Origin of the sequence: Chryseobacterium sp. CBo1, assembly GCF_001693475.1 — a bacterium.
GTDB lineage: Bacteria > Bacteroidota > Bacteroidia > Flavobacteriales > Weeksellaceae > Chryseobacterium > Chryseobacterium formosense.
This window is the reverse complement of sequence record NZ_MAUH01000071.1, coordinates 60548-77190: the sequence shown is the minus strand read 5'-3', so window position 1 is coordinate 77190 and position 16643 is coordinate 60548. Positions and strand designations below refer to the sequence as shown.

The window sequence follows — 16643 nt, the reverse complement described above, 5'->3', positions numbered from 1 at the left end:
AAAATGCAAAAGAGAAATAAAATCATCTATTGGATTTTAACCCTATTTTTATCTGTTGGAATGTTAGCCGGAGGAATTCAGCAAATGTTACAGATCGGCGGTTACAACGAAATTATCACTAAATTACATTATCCGCTATATTTTTTAACGATTTTGGGAGTATGGAAAATTTTAGGAGTTATCGCCATTTTAATCCCTAAATTTCCGTTGTTGAAAGAATCGGCTTATGCAGGATTTTTCTTTGCCATGTCGGGAGCCGCCATTTCACATTTATCAGTAGGACAAAATTTTACGGAGGCAATTCCATCCCTGATCTTATTGATAGCAACTGTTTTGTCATGGTATTTCAGACCAGAAGACAGAAAAATAACAAATTATAAAAATAATCTATCATGAACGAGCAGGCAGAATTATTTTTCGGAAAAGCTAAAAAATGGAAAGAAGAATTTCTACTCCTGAGAGAAATCGTTTCGGAGAACAAATCTCTGGAAGAAGATTACAAATGGATGCATCCTTGCTACACTTTAGAAGGAAAAAACGTGGTGCTCATTCACGGTTTTAAAGAATATTGTGCTTTACTTTTTCATAAAGGTGCTTTGATAAAAGATCCTGAAAATATTTTAATTCAGCAAACCGAAAATGTACAGTCGGCAAGACAATTGAGATTTACCAATATTCAGCAGATTATTGACCTTAAATCGGTCATCAAAAGCTACATCAAAGAAGCTGTAGAAATTGAGAAATCTGGGAAGAAAATAGAAATGAAAGCGGTTTCAGACTACCTTATTCCGTCAGAATTTCAACATGCAATAGATGAAGATAAAAATTTGAATGAAGCGTTCTATTCATTGACTCCGGGAAGGCAGAAAGCGTATCTTTTTTATTTTAATCAGGCTAAACAAGTTAAGACCAGAGAATCGAGAATTGAAAAATATTATAAGAAGATTTTAGATGGAAAAGGGATTGATGACTGATCTATTTATCTTTTGCTAAAAGCAATACCTCACTTTTCATTTTACCGTTTTTAAATCTCATACTTGCCGTTTGATAATAAGAAATGGTCTCGGAAACCAAAAGATTATTTTTCTTTTTCAATTCTGATAAAGACTGATCCTTTCCGGAAACACTGAATTGTTTCACTCTTTTTCTGTCATCAATTTGGATGAAAATATTTGATTTCAACATTCCCAAAGTGCGGTAATTTCCAAGAAAAGCTCTTTCATCTCCTATTTTTGTCTGATTAATGTCTTTTCCGTACAAAGAAGTATTGTAATTCCATCCTAAATACCCGAATAAAGTGGGCATTAAATCAATCTGTGAAGTAAGTCGGTCGATTTTTTCAGGTGAATGATTAAGATTATAAATAATTGCAGGAATATGATGTTTTGCAATATTGATTTCCCATTTTCCGGCACTGCTTGCACAATGGTCGGCTACAATGACAAAAACAGTATTTTTAAACCACGGTTTTGATTTTGCTTCAGCAATAAATTTCCCTAAAGCATAATCTGTATATTTTACAGCGGCATTTCGGTCTCCTTGCGGAAGATTTATTTTACCATCCGGAAAAGTATAAGGTTTGTGATTGGAAGTTGTCATCACAAATTCGAAGAAGGGTTTTCCTGCTTTACTATTTAAATCTGCATATTTTATCGACTGTTTGTACAAATCTTCGTCGCAAATTCCCCACGCATTTTCAAAACTCACTTCATTATCTTTTATAGGAAATCTCGAAGTTCTTATTTGATCTGATAAAGGATTTCCACGGTCTCTGTCGACAATATCAAAACCCTGTCCGCCAAAAAAGTTATTCATATTATCAAAATATCCGTCTCCGCCGTAAATGAAATACGGATGATAATTTTTAGTTTTAATAATAGTAGAAATTGAAAACAGATTATCATTATTCGGTCTTCTTACAATACTGTTTCCGGGAGTTGGAGGAACAGACAAGGTCAAAGCTTCCATACCGCGGACTGTTCTGGTTCCGGTTGCGTATAAATTGGTAAAAAATATACTTTCTTTTGATAACTGATCGTAATTCGGTGTAAGATTGTCTTTGTTTCCGAATTCTGTCAGAAAATCTGCGCTGAAACTTTCAATAGCAATTAAAATAATGTTTGGTTTTTGCTCCTGATTTCCACTTGTTATTCTTGAAATATCATCATAATTATTTGTGCTGAATTTTTGATTTTGCTGCAACAGATTTTTTTTGAGAATTGAATAAGCTTCTTTTTCCTGAAGTTTCGGGTAGAATGTTTCATAATCTAATTCGTTTGACCTGAATGCGGAAACAAAGGAAAATGTCCCGTTTTTCCCTAATTCATTAATAACCATATTATTACTAAAATCCGCCTGTTTATTTTTCATTATTAAACCTAAACCAACCGAAATCAACAGTAAAGGAAACGAAATAACAAAACGTTTTGAAATGGGTATTTTATCTGAAAAAGTATGTTTGAAAATCTCTAATTTTTCAAACAAAATAAAAGTAAGAGTAATTAATGCTAATAAAACAAAGGCAATTAGAGGCAACGGATAAGATTCGTTGATGTTTTCGAAAACTTCATAGGTGTAAATCAGATAATCAACCGCAATGAAATTAAATCTTACTCCAAACTCATCCCAAAAAGGAATTTCAGCCAATAAACTGAAATAAATGATGATAAAAATCAAGGTTAAATAAAAATAAGTGAAACCTTTGTCAAACAGAGAACCAATCCATTTTTTAGGAATAATCAAAAGATACAAACCATATAAAAACAGAAATAAAGTGCCGACGGTAAAATCATAAATAAATCCTGTGAAAAATGCTCTCAGAATATAAATTAAATTAGAATCTACATCTTTTGAAGACCAGATCAGAAAAGAAATCCGAATAAGAAATGAAAGTAAAATATATAAGCTTAATACACTAAAAAGCGTAGAAAATCTTGTTCTATAAAGGTTTTTAATAAAAATTGACAGGCTCTTGAATATCATCACAACAGTTTGAGACGACAAGATTACATTTCAATTTTGAAGAAATTTTGAATTTTAGAATTTCACAGAAAAAATATGGAAATCATTTTCGAAAAAATATTCTATTTCCCAATGATGAAATCTGCAGATTTCTTTGATAATCGCCAAACCTAAACCACTCCCTTTATTATCTGTGGAGAATCTGGAAAACCTTTTGAAAAGCAGATCAGGATTCAGACTTTGAGTTCCTGAATTGTAAATCTGAAATGATTTTTCATTCAATTCAATTTTTATTATTCCCGCATTCGGAGTATGACGAATCGCATTAATCAGGAGATTATTGATTAAAACTTCCGTCAAAGCAGTATTTCCAAATGCTTTCACATTTGATTTGATTGTACTCGAAACCGAAATGTTTTTCTGTTGAAAATGCTCCTGAATCATTTCAAAACATTGTGTGACAAGTTCATCCAATTGCATATCAGAATTTTCGAACTGATTGTTTTCAATTTTGGCTAAAAGCAATAAATTTTTATTGATTCTGGAGCTTCTCGTTAAAGCACGGTTCATTTCCTCGGCAATTTCATACTGTTTTTCAGTTAAATCTTTGCTTTGGAGTAAAATATCGAGTTTGTTTTTTAAAATGGCTAAAGGAGTTTGTAATTCGTGAGAAGCATTTTCGGTAAATTCTTTTTGTGTTGCGTATACAGAAACACTGTGGTCAATAAGCTTTCGCAGTGATTCATTAAGGTCTTCAAATTCTTTGGTGTCGGTTTTCAGAAAATCAATTTTATCCTGATTATTAAGGTTGAATTTTTTTAATTTTTCTAAAGTATCACGGAAAGGTTCCCAAATTGTTTTGGATAATCTTCTGTTTAAAATAAACAATCCGGACACAATCAAGAGAAAGAAAAAACCTGTAATCAATCCGATAATCATAACGGTTTCTTCGGTTTCTTCAATGTTGGTTTCTATTGTAAAAAGATAAGGTTTTTTCTTGATGTAAACGATTTTTTTCAGGCATCTGTAACGCTCGATTTTCTTGTCTGCGGAGAAAGGTTTATATTTTTCAACGGTAAAAATAGAATCTGGTTTAACCTGGTCAATAGAAATTTTTTCAATATTTGTTCCCGGCTGAATTGTATTCCAAAGCGCAATATTCTGCTCAATTTCATCATGAGTCATATGAGCTTTATTGAATTCATACGACGTTTTTTCGGCAACAATTGTGTTATGCTCATCCAATTCTTCCTGCCAAATAAAATCCACCACAAAATAATACACAGGAATACTGATGATTAAAACAATCAGCACGTAGATAATAAACGGTTTTGTGGTTTTACTCAGCAGTGGTTTCATATCAATTTTCCCATTTGTAACCGGTTCCGTAAACTGTTTTTAAATAATGGTCGCAACCTGCGTCGTAGAGTTTTTTCTTCAAATTTTTCACGTGAGCATAAACAAAATCATGATTATCGAGCATATCTGCAAAATCTCCGGAAAGATGCTCTGCTAAAGTGCTTTTAGAGATGACCTTATTTTTATTTCCGATAAAATAAATCAATAAATCAAACTCTTTTTTAGTCAAAACAATTGCCTGATTATTAATGGTTACCGTTTTCGACAACAAATCGATCTGCAGCTCATTATTCTGTATTTTGTTGGAATTATCAAACTGTTTTCTGCGGATAATTGAAAAAACTCTTGCCATCAATTCAGAGAGATGAAAAGGTTTTGTCAAATAATCATCTGCGCCCATCTGAAGACCCTTAACCCGATCATCAACCGCATTTTTAGCAGAAACAATAATGACACCGTCCTGTTTATTCTGTTTTTTTAGTTCTTCTAAAATATCCAATCCGTTTCCATCCGGAAGCATAATGTCCAGAACAATACAATCGTATTGATGAGTATTGATTTTATCCATCGCCTGCTGAAAAGTAGAGGCAAACTCGCAGAGATAATTTTCTTCAGACAAATATTCAGAAATGCTTTCGGCAAGATCTTTTTCGTCTTCTATAATTAAAACTTTCATACTGCGAATTTATATTTTGAATTTAGAATAAATTTAGAATTTTAATCTGAAATAAAAATGTAAATAAATTAGATATTGAACTGAATCCAGCTAATGAGATCTAATTTTTTAACACTAAGTACGCAAAGATTATTATTTTTTTTGTTCGCAAGGGCGTTCCACTAAGGGCTTCTGCTATCTTTAGCTAAACGAAGTGCCCTTGCCAAAGGATAATATTTACAAATTTAAATAGAAAAATATTGTGGTCATAGTGTTAAAAACATCTAAAAATTATATATTTTAAGGTATTTGCAGCTTAAAAGGTCCTTCAAAATACGTCTGATAAGAATCGATTAACTTCCCTTTCATGTCATAAACTCCAATCGTAATATTTTGTTTAGACAAATTCATTTCAGCTTCCGGAAAACTGATATTGATCGTTCCTTTTGAAATTTTATCCCGATCAACGGTGATTTTGCTTACTGTACTGTAATTTATTTCTGCATGAGAAGGTTCAATCACTTTTATTGTCACTATTTTTTTCTCATTGGTTTTATTTAAAAAAGTATAGTTATACGTATTCGTAATTTTTCCCTCTCTTACGAAGAACGTACTTCCTGCCGGTTTGATGAATTTTGCTTCCATTTCGCCACGGTTGTAGAGCAGAAATCCTAAAAACCCTACTAATAAAAACAAAATCACAGCAAAACCTTTCATTCTTCCGGTAAATTTATATGGAGCTCCGGTTTCAATTTCTTTTTCGGAGGCATAACGGATTAAGCCTTTCGGAAGTCCTACTTTCTCCATTACTTCATCACAGGCGTCAATACAAGCGGTGCAGTTTACACATTCCAATTGTTGCCCGTCTCTGATATCAATTCCGGTCGGACAAACCACTACACACTGATAACAATCGATACAATCACCTTTTCCAACCGCTTTTCGATCTTCATTATTTCGCCATTTTGAGCGGTTTTCACCTCTTTTAAAATCATAAAAAACATTAATGGTTTCTTTATCAATTAAAACGCCCTGCAATCTTCCGTACGGACAAACCAGCGTACAAACCTGCTCTCTGAACCACGCAAAAACAAAGTAAAATGCTGCAGTAAAAAGAATCATCACAATAAAGTTGGTAAGTTTAGCAAACGGGCCTTGAGAAATAATATTAAAAACTTCTTCATATCCAACAATATACATGAACATAAAGTGAGTGATAATCAAAGAAATTACAATATAAACCGACCATTTCAAGCTTCTTTTCCAGATTTTTTCAGAATCCCATTCCTGTCGGTCGAGTCTCATTTGTTTGTTTCGGTCGCCTTCAATCATGTATTCAATTTTACGAAAAACAGATTCCATAAAAATGGTTTGTGGGCAAATCCAGCCACAAAAAATTCTCCCAAAAGCAATGGTAAAGACGATAATAAAAATAAGCGAAGCGATCGCTCCCAACGTAAGAATGAAAAAATCCTGCGGATAAAAAGGCTGCCCTGCAATGAAATACTCACCATCGATAACATTAAACCTAAAAAAAGGATTTCCATTGATTTTGATAAACGGAATTGCAAAATAGACCAAAAGCAAAACATAACTTACAAGTTCTCTTTTATTGGTATATTTTCCTTTTGGCTTTCTTGGAAAAACCCATTTTCTATTCCCGGATTGCTCCATTGTACCAATAGAATCTCTGTAAGTTTCAGGGTCTAAAACCTGTCCTTGTCCGCCACGTGCGATTTCTTCGTCTACTTTTGACATTAATTTTTCAGTTTTCAAATTTTTATGGAAGAGTACATTTTGAATTATACTTTTAACAGAATTCCAGATCTTAACTTTCTTATTTAAGAAAAGTTTAATGATTAATTCTAAAATTCTGATAAAAGGATAAGATTAAAAAGAAAATTCGCCGGTGATAGCCAATTTTTTTACTTTCATATTTCATTTTTCTAAAAGAAATTCTCATATTTATATTTATACCGCTCTATTTTTCAGATTAAACTTTAGAATAAAGAGGATTTTATTGAATTAAGAGACTATTAAAAATTAATAAATATAAATTTCAGATTGGTTTTTCGCAAAGACGCAAAAATTGTTTAACTATAGTTTGCTTTAAGGCGCAAGGATTTTATCTTCGATAAAATTGATCATCAGCATTATAAAAGAAAATCTATGATTTTCTCCTTGCGCCTAAAAAAAACAAAGAATGATATCAAACCTAGCGTCTTTGCGTTTTTCCAATAAATTTAAACAGGCTCTTAAAAAATAAATTATTTTAGCATGAAAATTTAACTTTTCAAATTTAAAACAGCTATACTTAGTATTTATGGTATTTTTCATTGAAAAAATAGTCATTTTGATGACTGCAAATTATTATTGAATTTAAAAATGAAAGATTTATATCCTACGTTTGACATCAACACTTTGTCGACCTGCAATTCAATCAACGAAATCTTCAGTATTGATCGGTTTTCAGAGTATCTTGAAGGTAATCCGAAAACAACGAAAGTTCACCGTCATGCTTTTTATCATCTGGCCTATTTCGTGAAAGGAATTGGGGAAAATATCATGGATTTTAAATCATATGAAGTTGTTCCCAAAAGTATTTTCCTGATGCGTCCCGGACAGGTTCACAATTGGATTTTAGATGAAAGCATTGAAGGATATGTTGTCAATTTTTCATCCACTTTTTTTGATCAGCTGCAAATTAGTTCTTCTCTGATTGATCAGTTTCCCTTCTTTAATCTTTTTCCGAGTGACCAGATGATTGTTTTATCTGAAAATAATACGGATAAAATGAAAACTTATTTTGAAGATATCATTTCAGAATCTTCCAATCCGAACGGAAGTTCGCAGATTATGATTGCTGCTATTTTACTGCAGATTTTTGCGCTCGCCGATAAAGAAATTGATTCTAAAGCTGCCTTTAACAAAACAAATTATAATTCTCTTATTTTCAAAAAGTTTACAGAATTAATTGAAGCCAATTTTCAGGAGATTAAATTACCGAAAGATTATGCAGCTTTATTAAACATAACTCCTAATCAGCTGAATTTCATCTGTAAACAGCAAATCGATTTATCTGCCGGAGAAATTATCCGAAACAGAATCATTCTAGAATCAAAAAGACTTTTGGTTAATTTTGATTTATCCATTGCCGCTATCGCCGAAAAAATGAATTATTTCGATACTTCCAATTTCGTGAAGTTCTTTAAAAAACATACAGGTTTTACCCCGGAAGCTTTCAGAAAGCAGTATTATAATAAATCTAATTAAAAATTTGGACCGATTACTCATCAAAATATAAACGAGTAAATTTGTAAATTCTTAATTGAAAAATCAACAGTATTCATGAAACTTTTTTTTGGTTTTTTATTCTTTTTCTCGGCTTTATTTTATTCTCAGAGCAATACGGAGCTTCTGAAAACATTGACCAAAGAGATCAGTCAGAAGAAAATGTACAGTGATAAAAAAGAAGCTGCTATTGAAGATTTAAAAAGAAATAAATCTCAGAATCCGAATCAGGAATATATTAATAATGAAAATATTTACAGACTGTACAAGCAATATCAGATTGATTCTGCGGTGCATTATGTGAAGAAAAATATGGCAATTTCGGAACAGCTAAATAATCTGAAAATGAAAGCTGAATCAAGTCTTCAACTGGCACATCTCTACTCTACTTTAGGGAAATATAAAGAGTCTGAAAGACTTTTAAAAAGTATTAATAAAAATGCGTTAGACAGCGAAACCAAAGCAAATTATTACGATACGTACAGTAAATTTTTTGAACACTACACCACAAATATTAATGATGTGAATGGCATTAAAAATATTGAATTGTATCGGGATTCGCTATTGATGGTGCTTCCCACATCTGGTGTTCAGTATAAAATCAATCTTTCACAAAAATTTATTCACGAAGGAAAACTGGATAATGCTGAAAAACTTCTGCACAATCTGATAAATATAGCCAAGAAAAAAAATCTCGATTATGCAATGTCGGCTTATCTTTTGGGAGATGTCTACAAACTGAAAAATAAAAAAGATGAAGAGCTGAAATATTACCTTATTTCAGCGATTACCGATACCCAAAATGCCATTAAAGACAATGCTTCTTATCAAAATTTAGCGCTTATTTTTTACCACAACGGAGATATTGACAATGCTTATCTTTTCACAAAATCTGCCATTGAAGACGCTATTTTTTGTAATGTGAAATTCAGAACATTGAATATTTCAGAAATGTATTCGATCATCAATAAAGCCTATGTTGATAAAGAAACGAAATCAAAAAGTCAGCTAAAGTTATATCTTATTTTCATTAGTTTGTTATCAGTAATTCTTGTTGGATTGATTATTTACATTTATCGTCAGATGAAAAAGGTTACCAGAATTAAAGAACAACTTTCAAAAACGACTGAACAATTAGAGCTTTCCAATTCTGAAATTACAAAAACCAACGAAAAACTACAGCTTCTCAACCATCAATTATCAGAATCAAACCTTATTAAAGAAGAATATATTGCCTATTTTTTTGATACCTGTTCGTCTTATATCAATAAATTAGAAGATTACCGAAAAAATTTAAATAAAAAAGCAAAAGACAATCAGCTTGATGAACTTTTCAAAACATTACGTTCAAATACATTAATTGAAAATGAGCTGGAGGAATTGTACCGAAATTTCGACCAGATTTTCCTGAATCTTTATCCGAGCTTCGTCACCGATTTTAATTCTCTATTAATTCCGGAAGAAAAAATTGTTTTGAAAAAAGGTGAACTCCTGAATACCGAACTGAGGATTTTTGCCCTAATCAGATTAGGAATTACCGACAGTGTAAAAATTGCAGCCTTCCTGAGATATTCTTTAAGCACGATTTACAATTACAGAACGAAGACCAGAAATAAGGCCGCTGAGTCCAGAGATTTGTTCGAAAACAGGGTTGCAAACATCGGGGAAATTGCTTCAAAATAGCTCCTAATTTTATATTTCCGCTACATTTTTTTTCCTAATCAATATACCAACTATTTAATTTTCAGTTATTTAAATTTTAAAACCACTACTTTTTAGCTTTCCAATTCAAATCTGCTTCTATTAAATTTTAGTTTTGCCTTAAACGGTTCAATTAACATTTAATTTAAATTATTTTACTCATGAAAAGGATGGTTATCGCAGCTTGTATGGCGGCAAGTATTTCTCAAATCGATGCGCAGACAGTTGCTCAATATGAAAAGGTAAAAATGGATAAATTCATCACGGAACTGATGAGCAAAATGACAGTTGAAGAAAAAATCGGTCAGCTCAATTTTCCGGGCGGTGGAGATGTCACGACAGGACAGGCAAAAAACAGCAACATAGCAGATAAAGTAAGAAAAGGAAATGTGGGTGCCATTCTTAATCTTAAAGGCGTCGAAAAAATCAAAGAAATCCAGAAAGTTGCGGTTGAAGAAAGCCGTCTGAAAATTCCTTTATTTTTTGCTTTGGATGTGATTCACGGTTACGAAACAGGATTTCCAATTCCACTTGGTTTAGCGGCAACGTGGAACCCGAAAATGATTGAGCAATCAGCAAGAATTGCAGCAAAAGAAGTGAGTGCAGACGGAATTAGTCTTACTTTCAGTCCGATGGTCGATGTTTCGAGAGATCCTCGTTGGGGAAGAGTTTCTGAAGGAAATGGCGAAGACCCGTTTTTGGGTGGAGAAATTGCAAAAGCTTTGGTAAAAGGTTATCAGGGAGACAATACCTACAAAACCAATTCCCAGATTATGGCGAATGTGAAGCATTACGCTTTATACGGAGCGAGTGAAGGCGGAAGAGATTACAACACGGTTGATATGAGCCGCCAAAGAATGTTCAATGAATATATGTATCCTTACAAAGCGGCTGTAGATGCGGGAGTTGGAAGTGTGATGACTTCATTCAACGATATCGACGGATTGCCTGCTTCAGCCAACAAATGGCTTTTGGATGATGTATTGAGAAAACAGTGGGGTTTTACCGGTTTTATCATGACCGATTACACCGGAGTGAGCGAAATGGTTGATCACGGAATTGGAGACCTTCAAACCGTTTCTGCAAGAGCCTTGAAAGCCGGAGTCGATTTGGATATGGTCAGTGAAAGTTATTTGACTACACTGAAAAAATCTCTTGACGAAGGAAAAGTAACAGTTGCCGATATCGATAAATCTTGCCGTTATATTTTGGAAGCTAAATATAAAATGGGCTTATTTAAAGACCCTTATAAATATATTGATGTTAAAAGACCTGCAAAAGATATTTATACCAAAGAAAACAGAGAATTTGCCCGAAAAATAGCCGCTGAAAGTTTTGTTTTGCTTAAAAATGAAAATGTTTTACCATTAAAAAAACAAGGAACTATAGGTGTTGTCGGTCCATTGGCAAATACAAAATCGAATATGCCCGGAACGTGGAGTGTTTCTGTGGATTTGAAAAAACCATCGACTTTGATAGAGGGAATTCAGTCTGTTGCAGGGAAAAACACGAAAGTTCTTTACGCAAAAGGAAGTCATTTGACCTCTGATCCGGAATTAGAGAAAAGAGCTACAATGTTTGAGCGCGGATTGGGAAGAGAAAACGAAAAACGCAGCGATGAAGAAATGATCAAAGAAGCTTTAGAAGTCGCTTCAAAATCTGATGTGATTGTTGCTGCTTTGGGAGAATCTTCAGAATTCAGTGGAGAATCGAGCAGTAGAACTGATCTTAATATCCCTGATGTCCAGCAAAAATTATTAGCGGAATTATTAAAAACAGGAAAACCCGTGGTTTTGGTTGTTTTTAACGGAAGACCTTTGACTTTAAACTGGGAACAGAAAAACGTTCCGGCGATTCTGAATGTTTGGTTTGGAGGTTCAGAAGCCGGTCCCGCCATTGCAGATGTTTTATTTGGAGATGTAAATCCAAGTGGAAAATTACCGATGACTTTCCCGCAAAATGTTGGTCAAATTCCGATTTATTACAATCATAAAAATACAGGAAGACCTTTGGCGGAAGGAAAATGGTTTGAAAAATTCAGGTCAAATTATATTGATGTGAGCAATGACCCACTCTATCCTTTCGGATATGGTTTGAGTTACACAAAGTTTGACTACGGAAGTATTAAATTAAGCTCAAACCAATTAAACCAAAACGGACAAATCACAGCAAGTGTAGAGGTTACCAATAAAGGTTCTCTGGAAGGTCAGGAAGTTGTGCAATTGTACATTCGTGATATTGTAGGAAGCATTACCCGTCCCGTAAAAGAGCTGAAAGGTTTTGAGAAAATTTCTTTAAAACCAGGCGAAACGAAAACCGTTACTTTCAAAATCACTCCTGAACTATTGAAATTCTACAATTATGATTTGGAGTATGTTGTAGAACCGGGAGATTTTGATCTGATGATCGGAACCAACAGTAAGGATGTTGAAAAAGTAAAATTTACTTTTAAATAATCGCTTTAATAAGCTTTAAGCTTATCTATTTTGATATTTACAGTCTGATACTGACTTAAATATATTCTATACAGTTTTTTGAGACGCAGAAAGTTAATTACTTTTCTTCGTCTCATTTTTTATATTTATTGACCACGGGATTTGCATACATCGCCAGAAAACTCTCTTTTAAAACAGTTTCAGAGCTGTCGATTCTCATTTCAAGACGACGTTCGAAGAGCTGCTTTTCTTCTTCCGTATAAAATTCAGAATATTGATTGGATTCATTCAGCAAATCAAATGCAATATAATTTGTTGGCCAAAGTTTGTAATTTTCGATGATAGAATCGTCAATAATCTGTGCGATTGCCTGAAGCTGTTTGTTTTTATTATCGGTGGTCAAAGCCACTTCATCAAGCTCATGTTCCAATACTTTTCCTGCATGAAGATGAATTCGTTTTTTCTGTCCCAGAACTCCGCTCAGAATGGTTTTAAAATCTTCATTTTCATCTTTTATGTAGACTTCATTTTTAGATTTTGCCATGACTTGAGGCATTTTCAGGGCATCAGTAGGATCATATTCATAAGAAATCGATAGCGGAACAATTTTAAGTGATTTAAAAAAGTCAATTAAAGAATGATTTTCGGATGCCATCGCCAACATTTTCAGAACGCCCTGTTGGGTTGCATCATTTCCATCTTTTGTACGACCTTCGCGTTGCGCAATCCAAACAGAACGATTTTCCTTGTGCAGCAAATCATTAATATACTCCGACATAATTTTTGAACTGTTCAGTTGCTCGCGAATCGACAATCCTCTCTGAACCAAAAAGTTACGGTTTAATTTTGCTAAAACGTGTAGAAAATTCTTTTGAACAAGATTATCTCCGATTGCAGAAGCAGTCATAATCAAGCCTTTATCCAACAAAACCAAGTTCAGCAATGAAGTATCCAAAACAATATCTCTGTGATTGGAAACAAATAGGTAGGCCGTATTTTTATCTAAATTTTCAAATCCTGAAGTTGTTAATCCTTCAGAACTCTGCTTCAGAATCTGGCGAATCGTCTGAGAAATACACTGATGCTGAAAATCACTTATAGAATGGATGCTTTTAAACTTGTCAAGCCAAAAATCTTCGTCAGAATCAGGAAAAGTAAACTGCATGAGTGCCTTCATCATCGGATGCCTTGCTATATTTTGCAAAGCCTCATTCACTTCATGATCATAGAAAGACCTGATCTCATCAAATTTCGACATAATTTTATTTAAAAATTTCGATTTGCAAAAGAACAAAAATTTTGCCGAGTAAATGAATGAAACAAAATTATAATTATGTTTTGAATAAAAATTAACATTTACATGAGAAAATGCAGACTATCAGCCTTTTAAAAAAAATTAATTCTGAAATTTAAAAATAAAAATCATTTTAAAATGCTAATTTAATGTAACAAATAATAATCAATTTTATTTTTCATTTATAAATACATACCTTTATCCAAGGAAATTTAAATTTTTCACAACATTTCCTTCAATTCTCTAAAATGAGACTATTTTTATATGAAAAGTAAAATCACAGGCGTAGGCAACTATATACCATCAGAAACCATCACCAATCTATTTTTTGACAGGCATATTTTCATGAATGAAGAAGGTGAGAATTTAAAAGAAGACAATTCTGTAATCACCAATAAACTAAAGAAAATTACAGGCATTGAAGAACGAAGATATGCAAGTAATGATCAGACAGCTTCTGATCTAGGATTTATTGCAGCAAAAGCGGCGATTGAAAACTCCGGGATTGATCCGGAAACTTTAGATTACATTATTTTCGCACATAATTTTGGAGACGTAAAATTCGGGACTATACAGTCTGATGCCGTACCCAGTCTTGCTTCAAGAGTAAAACATCTGTTACAGATAGAAAATAATTTTTGTGTAGCCTATGATTTGTTATTTGGCTGTCCTGGCTGGATAGAAGGAGTTATCCAGGCAAATGCATTTATTAAATCAGGAATAGCAAAAAAATGTTTGGTTATCGGCGCCGAAACGCTTTCGCGCGTAGTCGATATTCACGACCGCGACAGTATGATTTATGCAGACGGAGCCGGAGCAGTTGTTTTGGAAGCCAATTCTGATGATGATTCAGGGATAAAATCTCATTTATCTGCTTCTTATACTTTAAAGGAAAAAGATTTTCTAAATTTCGCCAAATCTTATAATAACGACAGCTGTCAGGATACAAAATATATTAAAATGGATGGTCGCAAAATTTACGAATTTGCGCTGATCAAAGTTCCGGAAGCGATGAAACAATGTTTTGATCAAAGTGGCTATTCTATCGATCAGCTGGATAAAATTATTATTCATCAGGCAAACGAAAAAATGGATGAAGCAATTGTTCAAAGATTCTATCAATTGTACGGCGTTCCGACTCCTTCAGACATCATGCCGATGGTGATCAGCAAACTTGGAAACAGCAGTGTAGCAACGATTCCTACTCTTTTGACAATGATTTTAAATAACGAATTGCCCAATCATCAAATCAAAAAAAATGATATTGTTTTGTTTGCATCTGTTGGTGCAGGAATGAACATCAACGCATTTGTGTATAAGTTTTAGAATTAATTTTCATAAATTATAAAAGAGAAACAACCAGATTGTTTCTCTTTTTTTATTGTTTCGTATTTTTACTTTTTTAAACTTTATAGTGGATTTTTGCGCAATCGATTACAAAAATTCAAATATACAGACAGTGCAGGATAATTAATATTATCAATTAATTTAGATTGCAATAAATAAGAAATCACAGTATTTCAAAACAAAATACCTGAAATTATGAATAAGATTGTACTAACCTTTGTAGCATTCCTACTTTCAATGTCGTTATCGGCCCAGTACAAACCGTGGACTTCCGCAAAACAGCCTTTAAAAGAAATCAAAGCATTAAAAAAACAAATCAAAAAACCTGAGTTCAGAAAAGTGGATTACCTGATTACAGATTTCGGTGCGGTTGGTGACGGAAAAACAAAAAATACAGAGGCTTTCAAAAAAGCGATTGAAAAATGCAGTGCTGAAGGTGGCGGAAGAGTTGTCGTTCCCAACGGAGTTTTCCTGACTGGAGCAATTTATTTAAAATCTAATGTCAATCTTCATTTAAGTGATGGTTCAACGATTTTGTTCAGTCAGGACAGCAACGACTACCCTATCGTTTTCACTCGTTGGGAAGGAATGGAATGTATGAACTACTCCTCTTTAATTTATGCTTACGAAGAAGAAAACATTGCGGTTACCGGAAAAGGAACTTTAGATGGAAATTCAGATTTAGATAACTGGTGGTTCTGGTGCGGTGCTACAAAATATGGTTACAACACCTCTCGTCCAGGAAGACAAAACCCTGCAAGAGCCAAACTTCACGAATATATGGCCAACAGAACGCCTGCCAGAGAAAGAATTTTTGGAGACGGATGGTATTTAAGACCGAATTTCGTTCAGCCTTACAAGTCTAAAAACTTCTATATGGCGGATGTTTTGGTTAAAAATTCCCCGATGTGGAATTTGAATCCGGTTTTGTGTGAAAATGTTTTAATTGAAAGAGTAAAAGTAATCAGTCACGGACCAAACAACGACGGTTTCGACCCTGAAGCCTGTAAAAATGTCTGGATTAAGGATTCATATTTTGATACCGGAGACGACTGTATCGCCATTAAATCCGGAAGAGATGAGGACGGAAGAGATATCGGAAGACCAGCCGAAAACCATATTATCGAAAACTGCGAAATGAAAGACGGTCACGGCGGTGTTGTGATTGGAAGTGAAATTGCAGGCGGAGCAAAAAATATTTACGCCATCGGAAATGTGATGGACAGCAAGAATCTTGACCGTGCTTTAAGAATTAAAACCAGCTCAAGCCGTGGCGGAACGATAGAAAATGTATTTTTCTACAACACAAAAGTGGGCGCTTACAAAGAAGCGGCCGTTCGTTTCAATATGCATTATGAAAAGCCTGGAAATCACATTCCCACTATCAGAAATATTTGGGTTGAAAATTTAACCGTTGATAAAGGTGGAAAATATGCCGTATTTTCTGATGCTTACGAATCTTCGCCAGTAACCGATTTCACGATGATTAACGCTAAAATGGTTGGCGTTCAGATTCCTTATAAAGTGGATTATCTGAAAAATGTGACTTTAAAAAATGTAACCGTTAACGGACAGCCATTAACCGAGTTAAAACCATAAA

12 protein-coding genes are annotated in these 16643 nt (G+C 33.6%); 7 read left to right on the top strand and 5 right to left on the bottom strand.

Annotated features, from left to right (window positions below):
• Window positions 1-3: 3 nt before the first annotated feature.
• The gene (locus BA768_RS20555) at window positions 4-396 is read left to right on the top strand and encodes a DoxX family protein (RefSeq protein WP_065722251.1); all 393 of its coding nucleotides are present in this window, start codon (window positions 4-6) and stop codon (window positions 394-396) included.
• Complete coding sequence (locus tag BA768_RS20550; RefSeq protein ID WP_065722250.1) at window positions 393-974, top strand: YdeI/OmpD-associated family protein; 582 nt, start codon at window positions 393-395, stop codon at window positions 972-974. The genes BA768_RS20555 and BA768_RS20550 overlap by 4 nt, the downstream gene beginning before the upstream one ends.
• A gap of 1 nt (window position 975) precedes the next feature.
• Here the strand turns inward: BA768_RS20550 and BA768_RS20545 are convergent, their stop codons facing one another.
• The 4 genes from BA768_RS20545 to ccoG form a co-directional block, all read right to left on the bottom strand.
• Window positions 976-2982 carry an LTA synthase family protein gene (locus BA768_RS20545; RefSeq protein ID WP_065722249.1) on the bottom strand — a complete coding sequence of 669 codons (2007 nt, stop codon included), beginning with the start codon at window positions 2980-2982 and terminating at the stop codon, window positions 976-978.
• 54 nt (window positions 2983-3036) lie between these two features.
• The gene (locus BA768_RS20540) at window positions 3037-4320 is read right to left on the bottom strand and encodes a sensor histidine kinase (protein WP_065722248.1); all 1284 of its coding nucleotides are present in this window, start codon (window positions 4318-4320) and stop codon (window positions 3037-3039) included.
• A 1-nt stretch (window position 4321) separates the two neighbouring features.
• Entirely contained in the window at window positions 4322-4996 is a 675-nt protein-coding gene (locus BA768_RS20535) for a response regulator transcription factor (RefSeq protein WP_065722247.1), read from the bottom strand.
• Between the two features lie 279 nt (window positions 4997-5275).
• Window positions 5276-6733: a cytochrome c oxidase accessory protein CcoG gene (ccoG, locus tag BA768_RS20530; RefSeq protein WP_065722246.1), complete on the bottom strand. Its 1458-nt coding sequence runs from the start codon at window positions 6731-6733 to the stop codon at window positions 5276-5278.
• A 627-nt stretch (window positions 6734-7360) separates the two neighbouring features.
• Between ccoG and BA768_RS20525 the strand changes: the two genes are divergently transcribed.
• The 3 genes from BA768_RS20525 (at window position 7361) to bglX (ending at window position 12423) form a co-directional block, all read left to right on the top strand.
• Window positions 7361-8248 carry an AraC family transcriptional regulator gene (locus BA768_RS20525; protein WP_065722245.1) on the top strand — a complete coding sequence of 296 codons (888 nt, stop codon included), beginning with the start codon at window positions 7361-7363 and terminating at the stop codon, window positions 8246-8248.
• A 75-nt stretch (window positions 8249-8323) separates the two neighbouring features.
• Window positions 8324-9949 (top strand): DUF6377 domain-containing protein, encoded by a 1626-nt coding sequence (locus BA768_RS20520; RefSeq protein ID WP_123947152.1) that lies wholly within the window; start codon window positions 8324-8326, stop codon window positions 9947-9949.
• 179 nt (window positions 9950-10128) lie between these two features.
• On the top strand, window positions 10129-12423 hold the full coding sequence (gene bglX, locus BA768_RS20515) for a beta-glucosidase BglX (RefSeq protein ID WP_065722243.1): 2295 nt from the start codon (window positions 10129-10131) through the stop codon (window positions 12421-12423).
• A 112-nt stretch (window positions 12424-12535) separates the two neighbouring features.
• Here the strand turns inward: bglX and BA768_RS20510 are convergent, their stop codons facing one another.
• A complete protein-coding gene (locus tag BA768_RS20510) occupies window positions 12536-13660 on the bottom strand; it encodes a 1-acyl-sn-glycerol-3-phosphate acyltransferase (RefSeq protein ID WP_065722242.1) in 1125 nt (374 codons plus the stop codon).
• Window positions 13661-13960: 300 nt separating this feature from the next.
• On the opposite strand from BA768_RS20510, the gene BA768_RS20505 reads away from it, so the two are divergent.
• Both BA768_RS20505 and BA768_RS20500 read left to right on the top strand, forming a co-directional pair.
• The gene (locus BA768_RS20505) at window positions 13961-15022 is read left to right on the top strand and encodes a 3-oxoacyl-ACP synthase III family protein (RefSeq protein WP_034678371.1); all 1062 of its coding nucleotides are present in this window, start codon (window positions 13961-13963) and stop codon (window positions 15020-15022) included.
• A 216-nt stretch (window positions 15023-15238) separates the two neighbouring features.
• Window positions 15239-16642: a glycoside hydrolase family 28 protein gene (locus BA768_RS20500; protein WP_065722241.1), complete on the top strand. Its 1404-nt coding sequence runs from the start codon at window positions 15239-15241 to the stop codon at window positions 16640-16642.
• Window position 16643 lies beyond the last annotated feature (1 nt).

What these genes read in the sequence shown, in the direction of transcription:
- BA768_RS20510 (WP_065722242.1), bottom strand. Translation starts at nt 13,660, where the DNA reads ATGTCGAAATTTGATGAGATCAGGTCTTTCTATGATCATGAAGTGAAT.
- BA768_RS20555 (WP_065722251.1), top strand. Translation starts at nt 4, where the DNA reads ATGCAAAAGAGAAATAAAATCATCTATTGGATTTTAACCCTATTTTTA.
- BA768_RS20520 (WP_123947152.1), top strand. Translation starts at nt 8,324, where the DNA reads ATGAAACTTTTTTTTGGTTTTTTATTCTTTTTCTCGGCTTTATTTTAT.
- ccoG (WP_065722246.1), bottom strand. Translation starts at nt 6,733, where the DNA reads ATGTCAAAAGTAGACGAAGAAATCGCACGTGGCGGACAAGGACAGGTT.
- BA768_RS20545 (WP_065722249.1), bottom strand. Translation starts at nt 2,982, where the DNA reads ATGATATTCAAGAGCCTGTCAATTTTTATTAAAAACCTTTATAGAACA.
- BA768_RS20505 (WP_034678371.1), top strand. Translation starts at nt 13,961, where the DNA reads ATGAAAAGTAAAATCACAGGCGTAGGCAACTATATACCATCAGAAACC.
- BA768_RS20535 (WP_065722247.1), bottom strand. Translation starts at nt 4,996, where the DNA reads ATGAAAGTTTTAATTATAGAAGACGAAAAAGATCTTGCCGAAAGCATT.
- BA768_RS20525 (WP_065722245.1), top strand. Translation starts at nt 7,361, where the DNA reads ATGAAAGATTTATATCCTACGTTTGACATCAACACTTTGTCGACCTGC.
- BA768_RS20500 (WP_065722241.1), top strand. Translation starts at nt 15,239, where the DNA reads ATGAATAAGATTGTACTAACCTTTGTAGCATTCCTACTTTCAATGTCG.
- BA768_RS20540 (WP_065722248.1), bottom strand. Translation starts at nt 4,320, where the DNA reads ATGAAACCACTGCTGAGTAAAACCACAAAACCGTTTATTATCTACGTG.
- bglX (WP_065722243.1), top strand. Translation starts at nt 10,129, where the DNA reads ATGAAAAGGATGGTTATCGCAGCTTGTATGGCGGCAAGTATTTCTCAA.
- BA768_RS20550 (WP_065722250.1), top strand. Translation starts at nt 393, where the DNA reads ATGAACGAGCAGGCAGAATTATTTTTCGGAAAAGCTAAAAAATGGAAA.